The following is a 19,474-nucleotide window of genomic DNA, read 5'->3' as shown; positions in this document are numbered from 1 at the left end:
AACGGACCCCGATTCGGCTCGATTCTGCCGGATCGAAGTGCCAACTGGGCGCGCCGGGCCCTCTCCCCGGTGGTATCGGCTCGCCGGAGGCGGCGGATCAGGGGACGCGCAACACCAACAGGGTGAGGTCGTCTTCGCGCGGAGCGTCGCCCACGTGCCGGGCGAGGTCGGCGAGCAGACCGTTGCGCACCGCCCCGGCGCTCTTGCCGGCATGCCGGGCCAGGCTCTGCTCGAGCCGTTCGAACCCGTAGAGATCCTCGCTCGCCTCGGGACGCGCTTCGACCACTCCGTCGCTGAAGAGCACCACCAGGTCGCCCGCTTCGAGCCGCGCCATCCGCGGCGTAACCTCGATCGTCGGTCGCACGCCGAGCGGATAAGCGATCGACTCCAGTGCATCCACCTTCCCCACCGACGAGACGCGGTACGGGAAGAGGTGTCCGGCGCTGGCGAACTGCAGCTCACGCCGGCGCGGATCGAGCACCGCGTAGCAGAGCGTCGCGAGCAGCCGCTTGCGGGCGCTCTGGAAGACCATTCGATTGAGCGTGGCAAAGACTGCCGCCACTTCCGGATCGAAGGTCACCTGCACGGCCAGGGCCGACTTGGCCATCGACATCACCAGACCGCTCGACACGCCGTGCCCGGCGACGTCGCCCACCGCCAGCGCCAGCCGGCCGTCCTCGAGCGCCAGCACGTCGTAGAAGTCGCCGCCGACCTCGGTCGCGGGACGGTAGGCGTGGGCGATCTCGACTCCGTTGAGCTGCGGCGGCAGCTCCGGCAGGATCGAGCTCTGGATGTTGCGGGCCGTTTCGAGCTCCACGCGCTGACGCTCGCGATCGGCGATGCGGCGCACGTGCGGCGGTACGTCGTCCCAGCGATAGACGAATTCGACGCCGCTGCCGAGGTGCCGCAGCGACAACAACAGCGGCACGGCGCACGAGGCGAAGGCGAGCGCGCCCTGGAGCTCGAGCGACGGGTTCGCCGCGGAGAGGAACGGCATCGCCCCGAGAGCGACGCGCGCCGTGTAGCTCGCCACCATCGTCGTCAGCAGATCGAAACGCAGGAACAGGAAGGTGAGCGCACCGGCCCAGGCCAGCCAGAACGGCAGCGACCAGCCGAACGGCAGCACGGTGATCGGCGGGAAGAACAGCACCGCCGTGAGGACCGTGACCAGCAGACCGGCTCCAATCTTCCCCAGCCGCCGCGCGAAGGCCGAGAGCAGGAAGAGGCGGCCGAAGAGCTCGAAGTAGAGCGTGAACGCGACGGAGAAGAGCACCAGCGCCACACCGGGCAGACTGGCGTCGTCCCACCACGGGCCGAGCTGGAATCCGGAGGGCCCCGAGACGCCGAGCCGCTGGAGCGGGAGCTGACCGACCGTCGTCAGACCGGCCAGCACCAGTCCGGCCGCGAGGCCGCGCAGCGAGGCGTCGGCGACCGTGGCATTGCCCCACTGCCGCTGCCAGAGCGCGTCGAACGCGGCGAGCTTGGCGCCCCACCGCTCGCGGCAGAACGACTCGCCGACCGCCCAGCTCACCCCGCTGATCAGTCCCTGGGGCAGGAAGAAGACGAAGATCATCTGCGCGCCCCAGATCCAGGCCACCTGCGATCGGGAGAGCGCACCGAACTGGAAGCCCTGGGTCGCCGGGCCGAGGCAGATCGCCAGCATCGCCGCACTGGCGATCAGGCTGAGGACGAAGATCTGCACCGCCCGCTGCACGCCGACCTCGCCGGCGTGGTATCGCCGCATGAAGAAGAAGCCGATGACCGGCATCACCAGGAAGATCGAGAAGAAGTTCAGATTGGCGAAAAGCGTCGGCACCTGGAGGAGTTGCTCGAACGCCGACTTGTCGGGATCGTCGATCCAGCTGCCGAAGCCGGCGAGGCGGTCGCCGGCGAAGACGACGTCGATCCCGTAGCGGACGCGCGGACCCGCCGAGCGCTCGCGCATGGGATAGCGCAGCGTGCGATCGGTTCGCGCCGCGAGCTGCTCGCTCCGGACTTCCGGCTCCTCGAACGCCGTGAGATCGAACCCCTGGGCGCGCAGGAGCTCGTCGGCGCGAAGCCGAGCGGCTGCCGGATCGACCGCCTCGCCCTGCTGATCGCGCGGCAGTCGCAGGCGCATCTCCACCAGGCGCCCGTCCGACGCGACCCGCACGCGGTAGGTCCAGTCGTCCGGCCGCGCCGCCGGACGGTACACAGTCACTTCCCAGATCACCGCCTGGCGAGCCGGCCAACTCGCCAGGACCTCCTGGCGCGGGCGCTCCGCGAAGGCGAGAAAGAGCCGCCGGTCGACGAGCGGGTCGTCGTCGAGACGAGTGACGACGTACGGGTGATCCGGAAGCTCGCCGAGGTCGCGCAGTCGCTCGAGGGCGATCCCGGTCGCCTGGCTGCGGGAGATCGTCCAGTCCTGCGGGAAGAAGGGGTAGGCACGGGGGAAACCCCAGGCGAGAAGCAGGGCACCGACGACGCCGGCGAGCAGCCAGCCGGCAATCGGGCGCCACGAACGATCGGCCGTCGTCATATTGGGCACCTACGAGGTCTGCAGGCTCAAGGTTTTCGACCCTACCACGCGGTCATCCCCATGCTAGATTGACCGTTCATGGACTGGAAGCCGCTCCTCGACGCCGCCTTCGCCGCACGCCGCAACGCCCATGCCCCCTACAGCGGGTTCAAGGTGGGTGCCGCGCTGCTCTGCGAGGACGGCACCATCGTCGCCGGATGCAACGTCGAGAACCGCAGCTATGGCCTGACGATCTGCGCCGAGCGCAACGCCATCACCACCGCTGCGGCCACCGGACATCGCCGCTTCCGCGCCGTCGCCATCGTGGCCGACTCCGATCCGCTCACCCCGCCCTGCGGGATGTGTCGCGAGTCGCTCCAGGAGTTCTGCGACGACCTGCCGATCCTGCTCGCCAATCTCCGTGGCGAGCAGCGCGAAACGACGTTGCGAGTCATCTTCCCCGAGCCCTTCGTCTTCGCGCCGCCGGCAGGCTGAGACGGTCGCGCGCCCGGTCAGCGGCGCAGCAGGTAGAAGCCGTTGCGGCCGCTCTCCCGATCCGGACAGGAAATCACCTCGAGACGATGCTCCCCGGCAGGGAGCGGGAGATCGAGGATCGCCCCCTCGCCGAGGACCGCGCCGGACGAGCCGTTCAGCGCGACGACGCTTCGCCCGTCGACGTCGAGGGAGGCCGGGCCGTAGGGAGCGAGCTCCCACCTCGTCGTCCCGTCCGCCGGCACGTTCAGCGCGCCGACGAAGCGCGCGCAGGTGCCGGCGAGACCGATGCGGCCCGCGTCGACGAAGCCCTCGAGCTCGGCCGCGGCGCCCGGTGAGGCCCGGGGATAGGCCACCGCGATGCCTCCCGCCTCGGCCCCGAGCGGCGCGGCTGGACCCACCGACCAGTCGAGCAGGAACGCCCGGTTGCGGCCCCTGTGGACCCGGTAGAGCAGGTTGTATCCGGCGTAGACCCTCTCGAAGCGGGGGTCACCTTCGGCTCGCGCCCTCAACCGCGCCGGCGCCGCGAATCGCGAGAAGGCCAGATACTCCGAATCGAGGCCGAGGCGGATGGCGAGCGCCAGGTCCGGCTCGCGACCGGCGAAGAGCTCTCGCTCCAGCGCCGATTCGCGAGGGAATGGCATCGCCATCAGGATCGGATCGAGGAAGTTGAGGTAGCGCCCCTGCGGCGCGAACCAGAGGTAGGCCTCCGCCTGAGCCCAAGGGGCCGCGACCCGCACTCCCTCCGGGACGGCCCGTCCGAAGGCCGCCCATTCCAACTCGCGTGGCGGCCCCGGAGCCGAGCGGTCGAGGAAGTAGCGCCCCATCGCCACGGCAGAAGGCAGCGACACCACGAGGCACGACGCGAGAGCAACCCGAGTCGGGATCTTCCCCAACCCGATCGGCGAGAGATCTCGCGCCAACGGTCGCCGTGCGATGTCGCCGGCCAGCGCCAGGGTGGCGAAAGGAAAGAAGTAGACGCCGAAGCGCCACATCGCCACGTACATCAGGCCGAAGACCAGCGCCCCGACGGCAAACGGCGAGAATTCGTGCCGCGACGATTCCGGATCCTCCGCGGTCGTGCGGCCGCGCAGCGCAAGGACGAGCGCTGCGGCGAGCCACCATCCGAGGTTCTTCGTCAAGAGCTCCGCGGAGGTCGCCGAGCGCAGCTCCTGCCCCCCGGCGCCCAACTTCTCGACGAAACCGAAGAGGAAGACGTTCTGCACCGCCCAGAGCTCGAGGTTGCGCGGGAAGGCCGGATGCACCAGGAGACCCAGGCCCGTCCCCAGCCCCGCGTAGAGCGGTAGGGCCCAGCTCCATCGACGCGCGACCAGACCCCGCCAGAGGAACCAGAGGGCGACGAGCGCCAGCAGCAGGTGGAATGCGGTGTAGGAAAGCACGTAGAGGAAGGCGACCGCGCCGACGAGTCGGTCCCGTCCCCGGGCGGTGAGCTCGGCGGCCAGCAACAACAGGAGCAGCGACAGAAGCTCGGGTCGCAGCCGCATCAACCGATCCGGCACGTCGAGCGCGAGCAGGACGAGCGCGAAGGGGAGAGCCAAACCGACCGGACCGACGAGACGCCGCGCCGGCACGGCGATGGCCACCGCGATGGCAGCAGCCAGGAGGGCAAGACCCAGCCTGCCGCCGGCGGTCGACGGCCCCTCCCCGACCAAGGGGGCCAGGAGGAGATGGAACAGCGGCTCTTTGTCGGGAAAACCGCCCGGTGGACCGAGCAGACTGAGACGAGCCCAGCGGAACTCCGCCGGCCAGCCTTCGAATCGCAGGACGCGGGCGACGGCGAGGTGGTAGTACGAGTCGGTGTCGACGAGAACCGGCGCGCGCGCGGCGAAGAGCCAGGCCCCGAGAAGCGCCAGGAGAAAGACGGCAACGAGTGCCAGGCTTCGCCGCCATCCCGCCACGGCTTGGACGACGCCCACCGACCCTGGATCTCCGGTCTCCATCGAGCTCTCCCGACCTGCGCCCAGACGCTCCCCGCCCGGACCCTCGGGACTAGATGGCTCCGGCGCTGGCCACTCGCCGTTCGGCGAGCAGGCCGGTCAACTGCTCCGCCATCCGCTCCGGGTCGTCGAGACCGCCGAGCGCCCCGACCTCCTCCGCAGCCTGGTTGCGCCCGTATCCCCAACGAACGTGAACGAAAAGCGACCCGGCCTGCGCCGCGGCCTCGGCGTCGATCCGGCTGTCACCGACCATCAAGATCCGGTGCACCTCCACCCCCAACGAGCTCGCGACATGGCGCAGCGTCGCCGGGTCGGGCTTGCGCACCGCCAGCGAATCGCCACCGACCACGGTCGCAACGTACCGCCCCAAGCCGAGCGCCTCGACGATCCGCACGGCGAATCGCTCCGGCTTGTTGGTCAACACGGCGAGCGGACACTGAGCCGCCAGGGTCGCCAGCGCCGGCTCCACCCCCGGGTAGGGCCGCGTCGTCGCGAGGCAGAGCCGGTCGTAGTGCCGGAAGAACTCGTCGATCGCCGGGTCGAGGACCGACTTGCGGCGCTCGCCGCCCAGCGCCCGCTCGACGAGGAGGCGCGCCCCCTCCCCGACCATCGATTCGATCGCCCCGGGCGCGAGAGGGGGCAGGCCCAGGCCGGCGCGCACCGCGTCCACTGCGGCGGCGAGATCGCCGCGCGAATCGACGAGGGTACCGTCGAGGTCGAAGACGATCGCTTCGATGCCCCGCGTCGCGTTCACTCCGGGAGGAACTCGGCGGTGATCGCGTGCGGCAGCAGGCCGGCAGCATGGGCGCGGTCGAGCAGCGCCTGGACCGCAGCGCGGCCGGCGTCGCCGTACGCGCGCGTCCAGTCGTTGACGTACATGCCGACGAAGCGATCGCTGCGCTCCGGATCGGCCTCGAGCTCGCGGGCGTAGCGCACCGCGTAGGCCAGCGCCTCCTGGCGGTGCGCCAGGGCGTACTCGATGCTCTCGGTGAGCAGGCGGCAGAGCCGGAGCTTCAGCGGCTCGTCGAGGTCGCGACGGATGCCGTTGCAGCCGAGCGGCAGCGGCAGTCCGGTCTCGCTCTTCCACCAGGCCCCGAGGTCCGTCACGGCGGTCAACCCGGCTTCGGCGAAGGTGAGCTGTCCCTCGTGAATGACCACCCCGGCATCCACCTCGCCCGCGGCCACCACGTCGAGAATCCGGTCGAAGGGAACCAGGACCGTCTCGACGTCGCGCTGCCAGAGTCGCAGCGCGAGATGGGCGGTCGTCAACTCGCCGGGGATCGCCACCCGGGCTCCGGCCAGCGCTGCGCGCGTCGATGCCGTGCGCGACACGACGACCGGTCCGTAGCCGTCGCCGAAGCTCGCCCCCGAGGGCATGATCTGGTAGCGATCCGCCAAGCGGGCATACGCGTGGAACGACAGCGCGGTGACCTCGTAGGTCCCGGCGAAGGCCGCCTGATTCAGCGTTTCGATGTCGGTGAGCAGGTGGTCGATCTCGAGGCCTGCGATGTCGAGCCGCCCCTGGGTGAGGGCGTAGAACATGAAGGCGTCGTCGGAGTCGGGGCTGTGGGCGATGCGAATGCGGGTCGACATGGCGGAGGCGAAGGCTATCAGAGGGCACGGTACCGAGCGGGAAGTGCCTCCCTGCCTTGCACTTGAAGGACATCTTCCCTTACTCTCGGCGGCGACAACGGCAACCGGGCCCCCGCAGGCTGACTGCGCGGCAGGACCCCAGGACCTGTAAGGGAGCAGATACCGCCCATGAGAACGACCTCCTCCATCCTCGCCCTGGCGATCGTCGTCACCGCCGCGCCGCTCGCTGCCCAGGCGACCGTCGAACTGACCCAGAAGCCCGCCGAGATCGAATCGCAAGGGATCTCCACCTCGGCCAGCAGCAGCGTCGAACAGACCGTCGAGCTGGGTGGCGGAACGTCGGCTTCCGGCGGTGTGGTCTTCCAGCTCCCCGGCGAGTACCTGGTGACCGGATACAGCAACAACAACTGGCGCTACACCATGCGGTTCGACGGCGAGCAGACCTTCCGCAAGATCGTCATCGACTTCGACTTCGTGATGGGGCGCCGTGGTCCCGGCACCGACGAGAACTACGACTGGGGCAACCTCTACTACTCGATCTTCTGGCTCAACAACGGCAGTTCGTGGGACAACATGATCGCTTACCCGAACCTGCGGTCGAGCGACCATCTGTGGAACGAGACGAACGCCGGCGGGTACTGGAACCCCAATTACGGTGAGTACGGCCTCCAGGAGCAGGTCCCCTGTCACCTCTCCGAGGGCGGGCAGTACCACATCTACTTCATCTACGACACGGTCGACCGCTACCTCGAGATGAAGATCAGCCAGGGCAGCAGCGTGGTCTGCAACCTCAGCTCCGAGAACGGCATCGACCGGATCGACACGACCTGGATGTTCATCGAGTTCGGCACCTCCTACGCCGCCGAAGGACCCGAGGGCTGGACACTCGGCTGGCGCTACTCGAACTTCAAGATCCAGTTCCTCGGCTCCGAGCCGATCCCGCCTGCTGGGCGAATTCCCCGCCGTCGCTAGGCTCCGCTCGAACGAATCGAATCCCGGAACGGCGAGGGGCTCGCTCCCCTCGCCGTTTTCGTTTCTCGCCAGAACGGACCCGCTCCTCCCTCCTCGGATCATTCCGTCGTCCGATCGGACCCGCCGAAGCGAGGCGGTTCGTCGTCCCCGGCGGCCTCCCAGCGCGTCACGCTCCGCCGCCAGCGAGATCCCAGAAAGAGCACGGCGGAGAGGATCGCTCCTCTCCGCCGTGAAGAACCGCCCGCTCGCCTGCTGCGAGCGGAGCTCGCGGTCAGTTGCAGGCGAAGGCGTTGACGTCCTGCTGCGGCTGGGCCGGCGAGCCGTCGCGGTTGCTGTACGAACGCGACAGGCCGGTGAGCGTGTCGGTGATCTGCACCACGTACCCGACGTCGGTCCCGGCCGTCAGGTAGACCCAGAAGTGGTTGTTGGTCGTGCAGCCGTTGAGCACCTTGACGAGGAGCTCCGGATTGTCGGCACCGAAGAACCAGAAGAGGCCGCCGCGCGTGACGCCGAGCGAGTCGAGGGCGATCGCCTTGCCGGAACCGGAGAGCTGCCGCGGCGGCGAGGCGAACTCGACGGTGACGCGGAAGCGCTTGTCGCCCGCCGCGTCGTTGAGGCAGAGCGTGGTCGGCCCGGGAGTGCAGACCGTCGGACTGGTGTTGAACTCGGTCGAGACCAGCTGGTAGGTCCCCTCTCCTCGAGCGCGGGTCACCAGGACGTTCCAGGTGCCGGCGTCGGGGTTCTGGATCTCACAGAACTCGAGGAGTCCCGGACCGGCGCTCCTACAGTCGAACACGGACGTCGTCGGCTCACTACCGAAGCGCGCGTAGAGGTCGAAGTCCGGGTCGGGATCGCCGCTGAACTCGGTGCCGTTCATCGCCAGGCGCAGCAGCGCCGTGCCGGCCGGGACCACGATCGAATAGCGATCCTCCGGGTTGTTGGCGCCGAGCAGCGCGCTCGCCGCGTGAATGGTCGTCCCCGACTGGCCGGCCTGCGGCAGGAAGCCGCAGGTGGTCGCCGTCACGTCGTTGCCGGCCTTCGCTTCGATCCAGTTGCGATCGACGAAGACGTCGGTATTCCATGACTGGTCGGGAGCCGAGCAGTCGCCCTTCTCGCCCGACGACATGATCCCGGCAACCCGCACCCCCTGACCGAAGTCGACCAGCAGCGGACCGCCGGCGTCGCCGTTGCAGCTGTTGCTGTCGGTGCCCGGGGCGCCGATCGGATCCTCGTACTTGAAGCAAAGGTTCCGAGCGGCCGGCACCGTGGTGCAGGCGGCCGTCTTGACCAGGCCCGAGCGCCGGAGGCCGAAGTCCGCGGCGTCGGCACCGCGACCGAAACCGGCGATCTGCGCCGTCGTGTCCGCCGCCGGCGACTGCAGGCGGTTGATCGACAGGGGCGGCACGCCGTCGGGAATCGTCGAGAGCGTGACCAGCGCCATGTCGCTGCCCTCGCCGAAGGTGTAGCTCGGGTTGATCTCGATCTTCTCGACGCCGTAGATCCCACCGTGCTGCAGGAACACCGAGAAGCGTCCCGGGGCGAGCAGGTCGGTCCGGGCCTGGCAGGCAGTTCCGGTCAGCTCGGTTCCGGTGGCCGAGTCGTAGCAGAAGCAGTTGGCAGCGGTCAGCAGCGTGCGGCAGCCGATCATCGTGCCGCTGCAGAGCGTGCCGATCTCGTCGCGCACGGCGGCGAGCGCCGGCAGGAAGTTCTCGAGGCTCCCGTTGACGATCCGGTCGGAGATCGGTCGCGACCCATCCACCACTCGCATCGTCGCGCCCGGAGCGCTCGCGGAGTCGGCGGCGGCTTCAGCGCCGCGGAGACGCGAATGGGTGGAAAGCAGCGCCAGGACGGCGAACGGCAGAGCGAGACGGCGAGCGACAATCATCGGCGTCCTCCAATTGGCGGCGGCGGGCCTGGGCCCGTCGCCGGGGTCAGTCGTCGGGCGAGTCTAACCGAATCGCCGCCCGGCCCTCAGTGGACCGGTCGACTCATCGCCTGTCGCACGATCGCCTCGCACAGGTCGGCGAAGTCGAGGCCGAGCACCCGGGCAGACTGCGGCATGAGGCTCGTCCGCGTCATCCCCGGCAAGGTGTTCGCCTCGAGCACGTGCGGGGCCCCGGCCTCGTCGAGCCGGAAGTCGACGCGCGAGAAGTCGCGCAGCTTGAGGCAGCGGTGGGCGGCGAGCGCCAGCGCACGCATCCGCTCCGTGAGGCCGTCGGGGATCGCCGCCGGGAAGATCTCCTGCGACATGCCCGGGGTGTACTTGCACTCGTAATCGAAGATCTCGTGCTGCGGCACGATCTCGCCGACGCCGAGGGCGCGGTCGCCGAGCACACCGACACTGAACTCTCGTCCCGGCAGGAACCGTTCGGCCATCACCTCGGGATCCACTTCGGCCGCCGTGGCGATCGCCGCTGGCAGGTCGGCGAGGGCGCGGACCACCGAGAGACCGACGGTGGAGCCCGCGGCGAGCGGCTTGACGATCAGCGGGAGCCCGAGCGCCGCGAGGTCCGCATCGGTCGCCGGCAGCATCGCCCAATCGGGCGTGGGAATCCCGCCGTCGCGGAAGAGGCGCTTGGCGACCTCCTTGTCCATGGCCAGGGCGCTTCCCACCGGGCCGGACCCGGTGTAGCGCAGGCCGGCCATCTCGAGGAGCGTCTGCACTTCGCCGCCCTCGCCCTGGCGCCCATGGAGCACCAGGAAGACGAGGTCCGCCCGACCGAAGGCGGAGGTCTTGAGCAGGCTCGGCAGGTTCTCGCGCTCGGCGAGGCGCTCGAGCTCGGCGGGGGTGGGGGGCTCGCTCCGGACCGCCGTGGCGAGCAACCGGTTCTCGCCGCCCTCGTCGAGCACGCCTTCCACCGTATCGGCCACCGCGACCTCGTGGCCGCGGTCCCGCAGCGCTCCGACGACCTGGGCGGCACCGGCGAGCGCGACGTCGCGCTCCGGAGTCGATCCACCGGTGAGAACGATGACGCGGCTCATGCGTAGCGGATGAAGCCGGGGGCGAGCAGGTGGTCTGGGTCCCAGCGGCGCTTCGCCGCACAGAGGCGCGACCAGGTCTCTCCGTAGTGGGCGGCCCAGCGCTCCGGGGTGTCGAAGGTCACGTATCCCGAAAGATAGCGCTTCCCGCCATAGGCGATGGCGAGCTCGGAGGCCATGTCGAGCTGCGCCAGCATCTCGTCGAGCTTGGACGGCACCACCGAACCGAGGATCCCCCAGCCGAGCACGACCTCGCCCCCCGGGTGCTTGAACAGCGGCACGCTCGAAGTCACCGTGCGTGCCGGCCAGAGCAGCACGTGACCGCCCGGCCCGAGCGCCCCCGGAGGCAGGTTGGCGAGCACCGTCTCGATGTACTCGCGAGCGACCTCCCAGGGCAGCGTCACCTCCATCCAGGGGTGAGGCTGGTCCCAGTAGCCCGAGAGCTTCCACGCCTCGAACATCGGCTCCATCCGGCGGGCGAACTCGAGGGCGGTCATGTCCTGCGTCTGGACGTGGCGCCACGGCGAGAGCCCCGACAGGACCTCGCGGTCGTTCGGCTCGGCGCCCGGCGCGTACTCGACCGTGAGGTACATCGGATACAGCCAGAGCCCGTAGCCGATCATCCCCTTGCCGAGCTCCATCCCCTCGCCGATGCGGCGGAAGCCCATCGGCGCGGGCGAGCAGATGCCGCCGAGCGTGGCGAACGTCGAGTCGGCCGGGTCCATGACGCGCCGCGCGTCGTCCATGAAGCGCCCGAGATCGTCGTAGACGAGGGTGTAGAGGCGGACGCGCGGCTCGACCGGGCGGAGGCGGGTGCGAACGCGAGTGATGACGCCGATCTGTCCGAGGCTGCAACGCACCATGTCGAAGAGCTCGGGCTCGCGCTCGCGCGAGCAGCGGTGGATCTCGCCGTCGCCGGTGACGCACTCGATCTCGAGCGCGTTGTCGGCCTGCGTGCCGTGCCGGAACGACGCCACGCCGAGCCCGGCGACCGAGGTCGTGCCGGCGACCGTGACACTGAGGTTGTTCGTCAGCACCGGCGGGATCAGGCCGCGCCCGGTCGCTTCGACGACCAGGTCGCGCCACACCACACCGGCCTCGCAGTCGGCCCACCCGCCCGCCTCGTCGATGGCGAGGATGCGGTTCATCGCTGCGCTGTCGATCAACACGCCGGCGGTGAGCGACTGGCCGCTCTGGGTGTGCCCCTGACTGCGCGGCGCGATCGGCAGGCGGTGTTCGCGGCAGAAGCGGACGACGGCGGCCACCTCGGCAGCCGTGCGACAGCGCGCCACCGCCGCCGGCACCTGGGTTCGCCAGCGACCGAAATCGGTTTCGAAGGCTCGCCGTTCGCCCTCCTCGAGCGAGACGAGCTCGCCGAAGTGGCGCGCCAGGGCTTGAACGCCGGCGGCGATCGAAAAGGAGTCGGAAGATTCGCTCATTGCAACGGAGAGTTCCCGGGTGACGGCCACGACGACAGGCCGCGGCGCGGCGATTCTCTCCGAGCGCACGCGGAGGGGCAAGGGCGATCGCGGCTCGCGCCGCTTCTGCACCCGGTCACTGGGGAGGCTCGAGCTCGAGGTCGGGTTCGATCGTGCCCACGAGGATCCCCCGATGGTTGCGCTGCGGCAGGCGACGGAACGCCGCCAACCGCTCGAGCTCCTCGCCCGACACCGCCCCGAGCTGGGCCAGCAGCTCAAGCACGACGGCGTCGCGGGCACGTTCGCCGCCGTCGGCGATCTTCAGCAGCACGCCGAGGGCCACCGGTCCGCGGATCGCCAGGCCGTAGACCCCCTCCGCACCCTCCTTGCCGAGGATCCGCCCGCCGGTCTCGCGCATCAGCGCGGTGGTGAACCGCCGCGGCCCGGCGACCATCTCCGGCACCGCGGTCATCGCCTCGGCGGCCCGCGCCAGGCCGCGCGCGAGAGGTTCCCGCAGACCCGCCGCCGGAGGATCGGCGAGCGCCGCGTAAGCCCGCGCTCCTGCCGCGAGGCTCAGGTAGAAGGCCGGGGCGCTGCAGCCGTCGACGCCCGCCTGGATCTCACGCTCCTCGAGCCCGGTCACGGCGGTGAGCACCGCGAGGATCTGCCGCTGCAGCGGGTGTGCGAGATCGATGTAGTCGGCGGTTGGCAGCCCGAGGGCTCGACAGGCGAGCAACATGCCGGCGTGCTTGCCCGAGCAGTTGTTGTGGAGCGGCGTCGGCGTCCCGGCGACCGGGCCGCGCGCGGCAAGCGCCGCAGCCACTTCCGGGTCGAGCGGCGGATGGGCTCCGCAGAGCAGGTCGGCGACGGTGAACCCGCCGCGTTCGAGCAGTGACAGCGCGCGCGCCGCGTGCTCCTCCGTGCCGCTGTGAGAGGCACAGATCAGCGCGAGGTCGGCGTCGTCGAGAGCGAAGCGCATTTCCCCGTCCGCGGCGAGCAGCGGCTGGATCTGGAACGGCTTGGCCGACGAACGGAGGTAGACCGGAAGCTGCGGGTCGCCGATCCGGGCGACGAGCTCGCCGCCAGGTCGCGCCACGGCGGCGGCGCCGAGATGCCACGACTCGGAGAGCTGGTTGCGGACGAGCCGGGCGACCGGCGCGAACATCGTGGGTCTCCGGCGCGCCAGCGCGACGCCAGCCTAGGGCTCGGCGGCGAGCGCCGCCTCGAGGCTGTCGTAGGTCGGGAACAGGCTGTCGAGCTGCGCCACGTGGAGCAGGCGGCGGATCCGCTCCGACGGATTGATCAGGATCAGCTTGCGGTCGAGGTCGCGGAAGCGGCCGAGGTAGCCGACCAGCTCGCCGATCCCCGTCGAGTCGATGTAGTTGATCTTGGCGAGGTCGACGAGCACGTGACCGCTCCCCTCGCCGAGCACCCGCTCGAGCGTCTGGGCGAAGAAATGTGCGCTCTCACCGAGCTTGATCACGCCCTCGACCGAGAGCAGGGTGAAGTCGCCGACGCGTCGTTTCTCGACGATCATGAAGTGATCCGCAGGACGCCGGGCAGTGTAACAGCGGCCCGTGGGAGGGTCAAACCAAGTGTCGCTCGCTCGTAGACGCGCAACTCGAGCCCGAGCTCGGGGAACGTCCGCCGCGCCGAGAGCCGCCACGCGGGAGCCGTCTCCAACGCCGCGACGAGCTCCGCCTGCCAGGCGTTCTGCTGGCGGTAGTCGCGGCTCAGGCCGATCGCGCTCGTCTCCTCGATCGCCAGCGCGAGCACGCGTTCCGGCCGCTCCTTCGCCAACCAGTCCCCCAGCCGCTGGTCGACCGGCCGGTCTCTCCGAGCCGCTCGCGACCGCGCCGGGCCGTCGACCAGATCCACGGCGCCCGCCCGTCCCGCCTGTGCGATCCGCCACCGCAGGAGGCTCGGCGAGAGCTCGTTCGACACGCCGAGGAAGGCCACCCGTCGCTGTCCGTCGCGCGGCGCGATCGCCGCCTCGACGAGCGCGCCGAGCGGCTCGGCGAGTCGCGGGTCGCTCGAATGCGCCGCGTGGTCGGCGGCGAGCCGCGTCCTCGCCTGCTCGTCCCCGACGATCAGCGGCGCGGTGGCCCAGACGAGCGCTCCCGCCGTCGCCAGGGCGGCCCCCACCGAGAGCAGAGCGCCGCCGCGAGCCGCGAACCGGCGAGCGATCGCCAACGGCGACAGCATCGCCGCCAGCATGATCAACGGCGCGACCGGCGTGAGAAAGCGCGGCTCGTGGTACGGGTGGAGCGCCACCATGGCGAAACCGACGCCGCCGACGAGGGCGAGGGCGCGACAGCCGGTCGGCGTCGAACCCCAGGCCAGGGCGGCGAAGAGCGCCGCCGCGACGAGCGCCGACCCGCCGAGCACCGTGGTCGCGGCGTGATCCCGGGCAAAGGCGGTGAGATAGAAGCCGGGGTCGAGCGAGCCCCCGCCGGGGCGGTTGACCAGGAACGCCCAGACCGTCCGCGGGTGGATCGGCTGCGGCGACAGCCACCAGCCTCCGAGCGGCAGCGCGACCATCTCGACGAGCGCCCGCTCGCGCGGAGCCAGCCGTCGGATCCAGCCGAACGGCGAGCTCCGCCGGCGCCAGGCCACCACGGCCGCACGGATCGCGCCGCCGAGCAGCAGCACCCAGAGCGCTACACCGGGATTGATCCTCAGCGGCACGCAGAGAGCGAGGGCGACGACCGACGCCGCGACCCCCTGGGTGCGCCGATCGCCACTCGACAGCGGCCAGAGACGCCGCCACCACGCGCTGACGAGCTCGCGCCGGCTCGCCGCGGGTCGCGCCAGCAGCCGATGCAGTCCGAGGCCGACGACCACCACCAGGGCGTAGTTGTACTTGACGAGCACCAGCGCGAGGAGCGCGGCCCCGGCAAGGCGCCAGGCGACGAGGCTCCCCCGCTCCTCCGCCCGCAGCTCGAGAAGCACGACCAAGAGGATGAGCGCCGCGCCGGTCGTCTCGCGCATCACCAGCGACGCGAAGAGCCGCGGCAGCGGTGCGGCGAGCCAGAAGGCTCCGGCGGCGAGGCCGCCGAGCAGCGCCGTTGCCGACCGGTCGATGCTCCAGGCGAGCAGCACGAGGAGCGCCGGGACCACGGCGAAGGCGACGAGCGCCGGGACGGTGGCCGACGCGACGCTCTCGCCGCCGAGCGCCAGGCTCGGCAACAGAAGCAGTGAGAAGCCGAAGGGCCACTTGTCCTGCCCGTTCAACTGAGCGAGCAGCGTCAACGGCCGCCCGGAGGCGATCGACTCGAGCAGCTCCACCCCGCCCCAGGCGTGGCCGGCCATGTCCCAGAGCGGGAGTCGATCCGACGCGGCGACGTGCGCCCCGATCGGGCGAGAGGCAACCGCCCCCGCCGCCAGCGCGACCAGGGTCGCGACGACGGCGAGGGCGGACGAGAAGGAGCGAGCCCCGGCACGAGGCGAATCGGAGGGGATCACGTCGCGGGTGAGTCTAGCGCTCGCCCGGACCTCCCTGCCCCTCGTCGCGCGGAGCGAGGCGATGGGCGTCGCTTGGCGGCGGATCGTCGCCACCGCCCGGCTCGACCTCGCGGCGATCCGGCCCCGCCAGCGCCGCCGCCCGCTCGACCAGGCGCGCGAGGTCGCGCGCCTCCGGACGCTCGCGGGCAAGCGACCGGGCCTCGGCGAGGAGCGTCGCGAACGGCGCCTCCTTGCGCCAGATCGAGCCCTTCAGCCGCTCGGCGAGCTCGGCGGCGACGGCGGCGAGACGCAGGTTGGTCGACGAATCGTTCCAGCGCGCGGCGATCGCACCGCGCTCGAGGTCGTAGGCGCTCTCGCGCACCGCCCCGCTCGCCGCCTCGCGATAGCGCAGTCGCAACGTCGCCAGGCGCTCGCCGCCGAGCCAGGAGCTGGCCCCGTCGCGCAACTTGATCTCGTAGAGCGCGGTCACCGCATGGCCGGCGCCAATCTCGCCGGCGTCGACCCGGTCGTCGCGGAAACGCTCGTCGGCGATGTCGCGATTCTCGTAGCCGAGCAGGCGGTAGCGCTCAACGGTCCGCGGGTTCCACTCCACCTGCGCCTTGGCATCGCGCGCCACCGTCGGCACGGTCGCCGCCGCCTGCTCGACGAAGAGCCGCTCCGCTTCGGCAAGGTCGTCGACATAGGCGTAGCGGCCGTTGCCCTGATCGGCGAGCTGCTCGAGCAACGCGTCGTTGTAGTTGCCCATGCCGAAGCCGAAGCTCGACAGCTCGACGCCCTCGCGCGCCGCCGCACCGATGCGCGCCAGGATCGACTCGGGACCGGTCGCCCCGACGTTGGCAACGCCGTCGGAACAGAGGATGAGGCGGCGCACGGCGCCGCGGCGGAACGACTCGGCGGCGAGGTCGTAGGCGAGACGCAACCCCTCCTCGGCGTTCGTCGACCCCTCCGGCACGAGCTGGGAGAGGGCGCGACGCACCGCCGCGTGGTCTCCCGTCGGCGCGAGCAGCACGCGGCCGCGGGTACCGTAGACCACCAGTCCGACGCGATCGTCTTCGCGCAGCCGGCCGAGCAGCAGGCCGAGCGCCTGGCGAACGAGCCCGAGCCGGTCGTCGCGCCCCATCGAGCCGGAGACGTCGACGACGAAGATCAGGTCGGCGGGACGCCGGTCCTGTTCGGCGATCGGCCGCGTCTGCACGTGGAAACGGACGAGCCGTACGCGCTCGCCGCGAGCGAACGGTGACGGGGCGCCTTCGGCGTGGACGGTGAAGTCGCGCCGGCGGTCGGCTCGCTCGGGATAGTCGAAGGCGTTGACGAACTCCTCGACGCGGATCGCCTCGGGCGGCGGCAGATGACCGCCGTCGAGGTAGGTCCGCGCCAACGTGTAGGAGCCGGTGTCGACGTCCAGCCCGAAGGTCGAGAAGCGATCGTCTTCCGTGTCGATGAACGGATTGACCCCGGTCGCACGGAAGAACATGTCGCCGACCGGCTGGTCGTTCGGCTCGGCGGTTCCTCCCGTCGACGGCGCTTCGTTCGCCCGGAACGCATCGGCTCTCCCTGCAGCAGCAGGGACCTCGACCGGCGCGACGATCTCGTTCCGACGCTCCTCGCGGAGCGCCCGACCGACCGCCGGAGCGGCCACCACCCCACCTGGGGAGCCACCGGCGACGCCACCGGGAGCTCCGCCAACCACGCCGCCCGGGACGCCACCCTCGACACCTCCTTCGACACCTCCCTCGACTCCTGCCTCGACACCTCGATCCAGTCCGCCTTCGGCACGGCCGCCGGCCGCGGAGGTGACGGTCGCCCCGGCGCCGTCGTCGGCGCGAGGAGGCACGGCCGGGGACGCCGCCGCCACCCGGCTCGCTGGCGCCTGACGCTCTTCTCGAGGCGTAAGAACCGTCGAAGCGACGCGCGACGGGGCCACGGCGCCGAGCTCGGCAGACTTCTCGGCGAGGTTGGTCGCCCCCGCCGCGACCGGGACCGGCAGCGCTCGCGGCGACGAAGCCGGGCGGGCGCTCAAGGTCTCCGGCTTCGGTTCCGCCGGCGCGGCCGGGGCTGCCGCGGACTGGGCGCGTGCGGGCTCGATCGTGTCGACCGGCACGAGCTCACGAGCCGCGGGGCGCGGCGCGATCGACCGCTCCCGCGCGACGCGCACGGCAACGTAGGTGCCGCTGACAGCCAGGGCGAGCGTCGCGGCGAGCGGCAGGAAGCGACGAATCGGCGAGCGGCGAGCGGGAAATCGCGCGACCGAGCCGCCGGCAACCGCCGGCAGGTTCTCGGGGATCTCGCGACGGATGCGGTCGAGCAGATCGGGCGGCGGCGGCGGCACGGAAGTCGCCGCGAGCTCGCGCTCGAGCTCTTCCCGGGACGGACGTGGAAGGGGGTTCATGACTTCGGCTCCTTCAGCGCGGCGGCGAGCGTCTGGAAGGCGCGAGCCAACCGCTTGCGGACGCCCATCGCGGTGACCCCTTCGAGGCGGGCGATCTCCTCGACGGGCAATTCGGCCCAGTAGCGCGCGGTGACGGCGAAGCGCAGCGTGTCGTCCAAGTCCAGAACGGCCCGGCGCAGCCTCCGGCCTTGCTCCTCGCCCGAAAACAACTCCTCGCTCGACGGCTCGCCGTCCGCCATCAGGTCGTCGAAACCGTCGGCGAGCGGCACCAGGCGTATCGGACGCCGCTTGTGGTTGACGAAGGTGGTATAGGCGATGCGGAAGAGCCAGGTGGCGAGCCGCGCCCCACCGCGGAAGCGGCCGATCGACTCCCAGGCCTTGCGATAGGTCTCCTGGGTCAGGTCGGCGGCGAGATCGAGGTCGCCGCCGCAGAGTCGCACCAACACCGCCCAGGTCTGGCGATAGGTGGCTTCGGCGAGGCGCTCGGCGGCGCGGCGATCGCCGCCGGCAAGCGCGGCGAGCAGCTCGCGCTCCTCGGCAGCGTCGAGAAGGGCCGGATCGGGGCTCCGGCTGGCCGGGGGTCGGGTCGCTGGCATGGCGTCCATGCCCCTTTAGACAACGCCGGGCGAAAAAGCGCAACTCGGCGCGGCCGCTGGCCCCCGAACGAGGTCAGAACACGATCGCCGTCCCGACCACGACCCGTTCGTGGAAGCGACCCGCCCCCTCAGGGGTAATCGCCGTCCGACGCCGCGTGGTGGTCTCCTCGATCACCACGGCATCGGCGCCGGCCGCCGCGGCTCGCTCCTGGATACGACGGACCATCGAGGCCCGGCTCTCTCGCCAACCTCCATCGGCCACCTCGATCCGCGCCAGGGAGAGGTACGGCCGATCGGACGGAAACGCCGCGATCACCGCCACCGCGCTTGCCGGCCGAGCCGCGTGCGGCGTCCGGTCGAACCAGGTCAACTCGAGTGCCGGGGCACAGGCGGCGGAAAGGACGGCGACCAGCGCGAGACCCAGCATCTGGCTCTTCATGGCACCATTTTCTCCGTGTCACGTCGGGTCGGCAACCCGGCGAGTCGCCCCGCCGAAGGGCAGGCCCGAGTGGACGATTCTCACGCTCCGGTTCTTCTTGATCTTCCCTCGTTTCGGCACCTCGGCGTAGGATCCGCGCCATTCACGGTTTTCAAGGGTCGTGCCGGTCATCCCCGCCGCGGGGGTGCCGATTTCGCGACCGATCGACCACCGGGTCGTCTCGACGACCCGGCCTCCAAGGAGATGCCGATGAACGCCAGGACTCGTCTCGCCGCCGCCCTCGCCCTGCTGCTCGCCGTCGTCCTCGCCAGCTCCGCCAGCGCCGGACCGCGCCGCGGCTGGGAGCTGATCGGCGAGCGCACCGTCAACGACGCCGTCGATCACGACACGATCCTCGTCACCCGCGCCGAGGGGACGTTCCGCGCCATCCGCATCAAGGTCTTCGAACGCGCGGTGCAGTTCCGCAAGGTGACGATCCACTTCGCCAACGGTGCCGACCAGGAGGTCGAGCTGCGCAACGTCATCCCCGCCGGTGGCGAGTCGCGCATCATCGACGTCAACGGCGGCGATCGGGTGATCCGCTCGATCGATTTCGTCTACGACGCCCAGTCTGTCGGCGGGCACAAGGCGCTGGTGCGGGTGTTCGGCAGGAACTAGAGCGCTCACGGCGGCATCG

General features: G+C 70.9%; 16 protein-coding genes. 3 read left to right on the top strand and 13 right to left on the bottom strand.

All coding sequences use genetic code 11. The features are described 5' to 3' along the window. Positions 1 to 97: 97 nt before the first annotated feature. Positions 98 to 2,518, bottom strand: a complete 2,421-nt coding sequence (locus IPJ17_11570) for a SpoIIE family protein phosphatase (GenBank protein ID QQR72166.1) — start codon at positions 2,516 to 2,518, stop codon at positions 98 to 100. A gap of 78 nt (positions 2,519 to 2,596) precedes the next feature. On the opposite strand from IPJ17_11570, the gene IPJ17_11565 reads away from it, so the two are divergent. Next, complete coding sequence (locus IPJ17_11565) at positions 2,597 to 2,992, top strand: cytidine deaminase (GenBank protein ID QQR72165.1); 396 nt, start codon at positions 2,597 to 2,599, stop codon at positions 2,990 to 2,992. A gap of 17 nt (positions 2,993 to 3,009) precedes the next feature. Here IPJ17_11565 and IPJ17_11560 read toward each other — a convergent pair whose 3' ends face one another. From IPJ17_11560 to IPJ17_11550, 3 genes are read right to left on the bottom strand one after another with little or no spacing between them, the layout of a single operon-like run. Then, positions 3,010 to 4,950: a hypothetical protein gene (locus IPJ17_11560; protein QQR72164.1), complete on the bottom strand. Its 1,941-nt coding sequence runs from the start codon at positions 4,948 to 4,950 to the stop codon at positions 3,010 to 3,012. A 49-nt stretch (positions 4,951 to 4,999) separates the two neighbouring features. Continuing rightward, a complete protein-coding gene (locus IPJ17_11555) occupies positions 5,000 to 5,701 on the bottom strand; it encodes an HAD-IA family hydrolase (GenBank protein QQR72163.1) in 702 nt (233 codons plus the stop codon). Beyond that, positions 5,698 to 6,540, bottom strand: coding sequence for an ABC transporter substrate-binding protein (locus IPJ17_11550; GenBank protein ID QQR72162.1), 843 nt, complete (start codon positions 6,538 to 6,540; stop codon positions 5,698 to 5,700). The genes IPJ17_11555 and IPJ17_11550 overlap by 4 nt, the downstream gene beginning before the upstream one ends. Positions 6,541 to 6,708: 168 nt before the next feature. Between IPJ17_11550 and IPJ17_11545 the strand changes: the two genes are divergently transcribed. After that, positions 6,709 to 7,512: a hypothetical protein gene (locus IPJ17_11545; protein QQR72161.1), complete on the top strand. Its 804-nt coding sequence runs from the start codon at positions 6,709 to 6,711 to the stop codon at positions 7,510 to 7,512. A gap of 271 nt (positions 7,513 to 7,783) precedes the next feature. On the opposite strand, the gene IPJ17_11540 is transcribed toward IPJ17_11545, so the two are convergent. From IPJ17_11540 to IPJ17_11500, 9 genes are all read right to left on the bottom strand, one after another. Then, positions 7,784 to 9,397 carry a trypsin-like serine protease gene (locus IPJ17_11540; protein ID QQR72160.1) on the bottom strand — a complete coding sequence of 538 codons (1,614 nt, stop codon included), beginning with the start codon at positions 9,395 to 9,397 and terminating at the stop codon, positions 7,784 to 7,786. A gap of 86 nt (positions 9,398 to 9,483) precedes the next feature. Beyond that, positions 9,484 to 10,494 (bottom strand): D-alanine--D-alanine ligase, encoded by a 1,011-nt coding sequence (locus IPJ17_11535; GenBank protein QQR72159.1) that lies wholly within the window; start codon positions 10,492 to 10,494, stop codon positions 9,484 to 9,486. Beyond that, positions 10,491 to 11,930: an FAD-binding protein gene (locus tag IPJ17_11530; GenBank protein ID QQR72158.1), complete on the bottom strand. Its 1,440-nt coding sequence runs from the start codon at positions 11,928 to 11,930 to the stop codon at positions 10,491 to 10,493. The genes IPJ17_11535 and IPJ17_11530 overlap by 4 nt, the downstream gene beginning before the upstream one ends. A gap of 115 nt (positions 11,931 to 12,045) precedes the next feature. Beyond that, on the bottom strand, positions 12,046 to 13,074 hold the full coding sequence (locus tag IPJ17_11525; protein QQR72157.1) for an asparaginase: 1,029 nt from the start codon (positions 13,072 to 13,074) through the stop codon (positions 12,046 to 12,048). A 33-nt stretch (positions 13,075 to 13,107) separates the two neighbouring features. Continuing rightward, on the bottom strand, positions 13,108 to 13,446 hold the full coding sequence (locus tag IPJ17_11520) for an STAS domain-containing protein (GenBank protein QQR72156.1): 339 nt from the start codon (positions 13,444 to 13,446) through the stop codon (positions 13,108 to 13,110). Beyond that, positions 13,443 to 15,374, bottom strand: coding sequence for a hypothetical protein (locus tag IPJ17_11515; protein ID QQR72155.1), 1,932 nt, complete (start codon positions 15,372 to 15,374; stop codon positions 13,443 to 13,445). The genes IPJ17_11520 and IPJ17_11515 overlap by 4 nt, the downstream gene beginning before the upstream one ends. Before the next feature lie 13 nt (positions 15,375 to 15,387). After that, positions 15,388 to 17,763: a von Willebrand factor type A domain-containing protein gene (locus IPJ17_11510; protein ID QQR72154.1), complete on the bottom strand. Its 2,376-nt coding sequence runs from the start codon at positions 17,761 to 17,763 to the stop codon at positions 15,388 to 15,390. Continuing rightward, complete coding sequence (locus IPJ17_11505; protein QQR72153.1) at positions 17,760 to 18,359, bottom strand: RNA polymerase sigma factor; 600 nt, start codon at positions 18,357 to 18,359, stop codon at positions 17,760 to 17,762. Before IPJ17_11505 ends, IPJ17_11510 begins: the two co-directional genes overlap by 4 nt. A 73-nt stretch (positions 18,360 to 18,432) precedes the next feature. Then, a complete protein-coding gene (locus tag IPJ17_11500; GenBank protein QQR72152.1) occupies positions 18,433 to 18,798 on the bottom strand; it encodes a hypothetical protein in 366 nt (121 codons plus the stop codon). 249 nt (positions 18,799 to 19,047) lie between these two features. Between IPJ17_11500 and IPJ17_11495 the strand changes: the two genes are divergently transcribed. After that, positions 19,048 to 19,455 carry a hypothetical protein gene (locus IPJ17_11495; GenBank protein ID QQR72151.1) on the top strand — a complete coding sequence of 136 codons (408 nt, stop codon included), beginning with the start codon at positions 19,048 to 19,050 and terminating at the stop codon, positions 19,453 to 19,455. The last annotated feature ends 19 nt before the right edge of the window (positions 19,456 to 19,474 follow it).

This window comes from Holophagales bacterium (genome assembly GCA_016699405.1).
Taxonomy (GTDB): Bacteria; Acidobacteriota; Thermoanaerobaculia; order Multivoradales; family JAGPDF01; genus JAAYLR01.
This window is presented reverse-complemented; position numbering and strand designations above follow the sequence as displayed.

What these genes read in the sequence shown, in the direction of transcription:
- IPJ17_11495 (QQR72151.1), top strand. Translation starts at nt 19,048, where the DNA reads ATGAACGCCAGGACTCGTCTCGCCGCCGCCCTCGCCCTGCTGCTCGCC.
- IPJ17_11535 (QQR72159.1), bottom strand. Translation starts at nt 10,494, where the DNA reads ATGAGCCGCGTCATCGTTCTCACCGGTGGATCGACTCCGGAGCGCGAC.
- IPJ17_11525 (QQR72157.1), bottom strand. Translation starts at nt 13,074, where the DNA reads ATGTTCGCGCCGGTCGCCCGGCTCGTCCGCAACCAGCTCTCCGAGTCG.
- IPJ17_11500 (QQR72152.1), bottom strand. Translation starts at nt 18,798, where the DNA reads ATGAAGAGCCAGATGCTGGGTCTCGCGCTGGTCGCCGTCCTTTCCGCC.
- IPJ17_11570 (QQR72166.1), bottom strand. Translation starts at nt 2,518, where the DNA reads ATGACGACGGCCGATCGTTCGTGGCGCCCGATTGCCGGCTGGCTGCTC.
- IPJ17_11530 (QQR72158.1), bottom strand. Translation starts at nt 11,930, where the DNA reads ATGAGCGAATCTTCCGACTCCTTTTCGATCGCCGCCGGCGTTCAAGCC.
- IPJ17_11520 (QQR72156.1), bottom strand. Translation starts at nt 13,446, where the DNA reads ATGATCGTCGAGAAACGACGCGTCGGCGACTTCACCCTGCTCTCGGTC.
- IPJ17_11565 (QQR72165.1), top strand. Translation starts at nt 2,597, where the DNA reads ATGGACTGGAAGCCGCTCCTCGACGCCGCCTTCGCCGCACGCCGCAAC.
- IPJ17_11545 (QQR72161.1), top strand. Translation starts at nt 6,709, where the DNA reads ATGAGAACGACCTCCTCCATCCTCGCCCTGGCGATCGTCGTCACCGCC.
- IPJ17_11560 (QQR72164.1), bottom strand. Translation starts at nt 4,950, where the DNA reads ATGGAGACCGGAGATCCAGGGTCGGTGGGCGTCGTCCAAGCCGTGGCG.
- IPJ17_11505 (QQR72153.1), bottom strand. Translation starts at nt 18,359, where the DNA reads ATGCCAGCGACCCGACCCCCGGCCAGCCGGAGCCCCGATCCGGCCCTT.
- IPJ17_11540 (QQR72160.1), bottom strand. Translation starts at nt 9,397, where the DNA reads ATGATTGTCGCTCGCCGTCTCGCTCTGCCGTTCGCCGTCCTGGCGCTG.
- IPJ17_11510 (QQR72154.1), bottom strand. Translation starts at nt 17,763, where the DNA reads ATGAACCCCCTTCCACGTCCGTCCCGGGAAGAGCTCGAGCGCGAGCTC.
- IPJ17_11550 (QQR72162.1), bottom strand. Translation starts at nt 6,540, where the DNA reads ATGTCGACCCGCATTCGCATCGCCCACAGCCCCGACTCCGACGACGCC.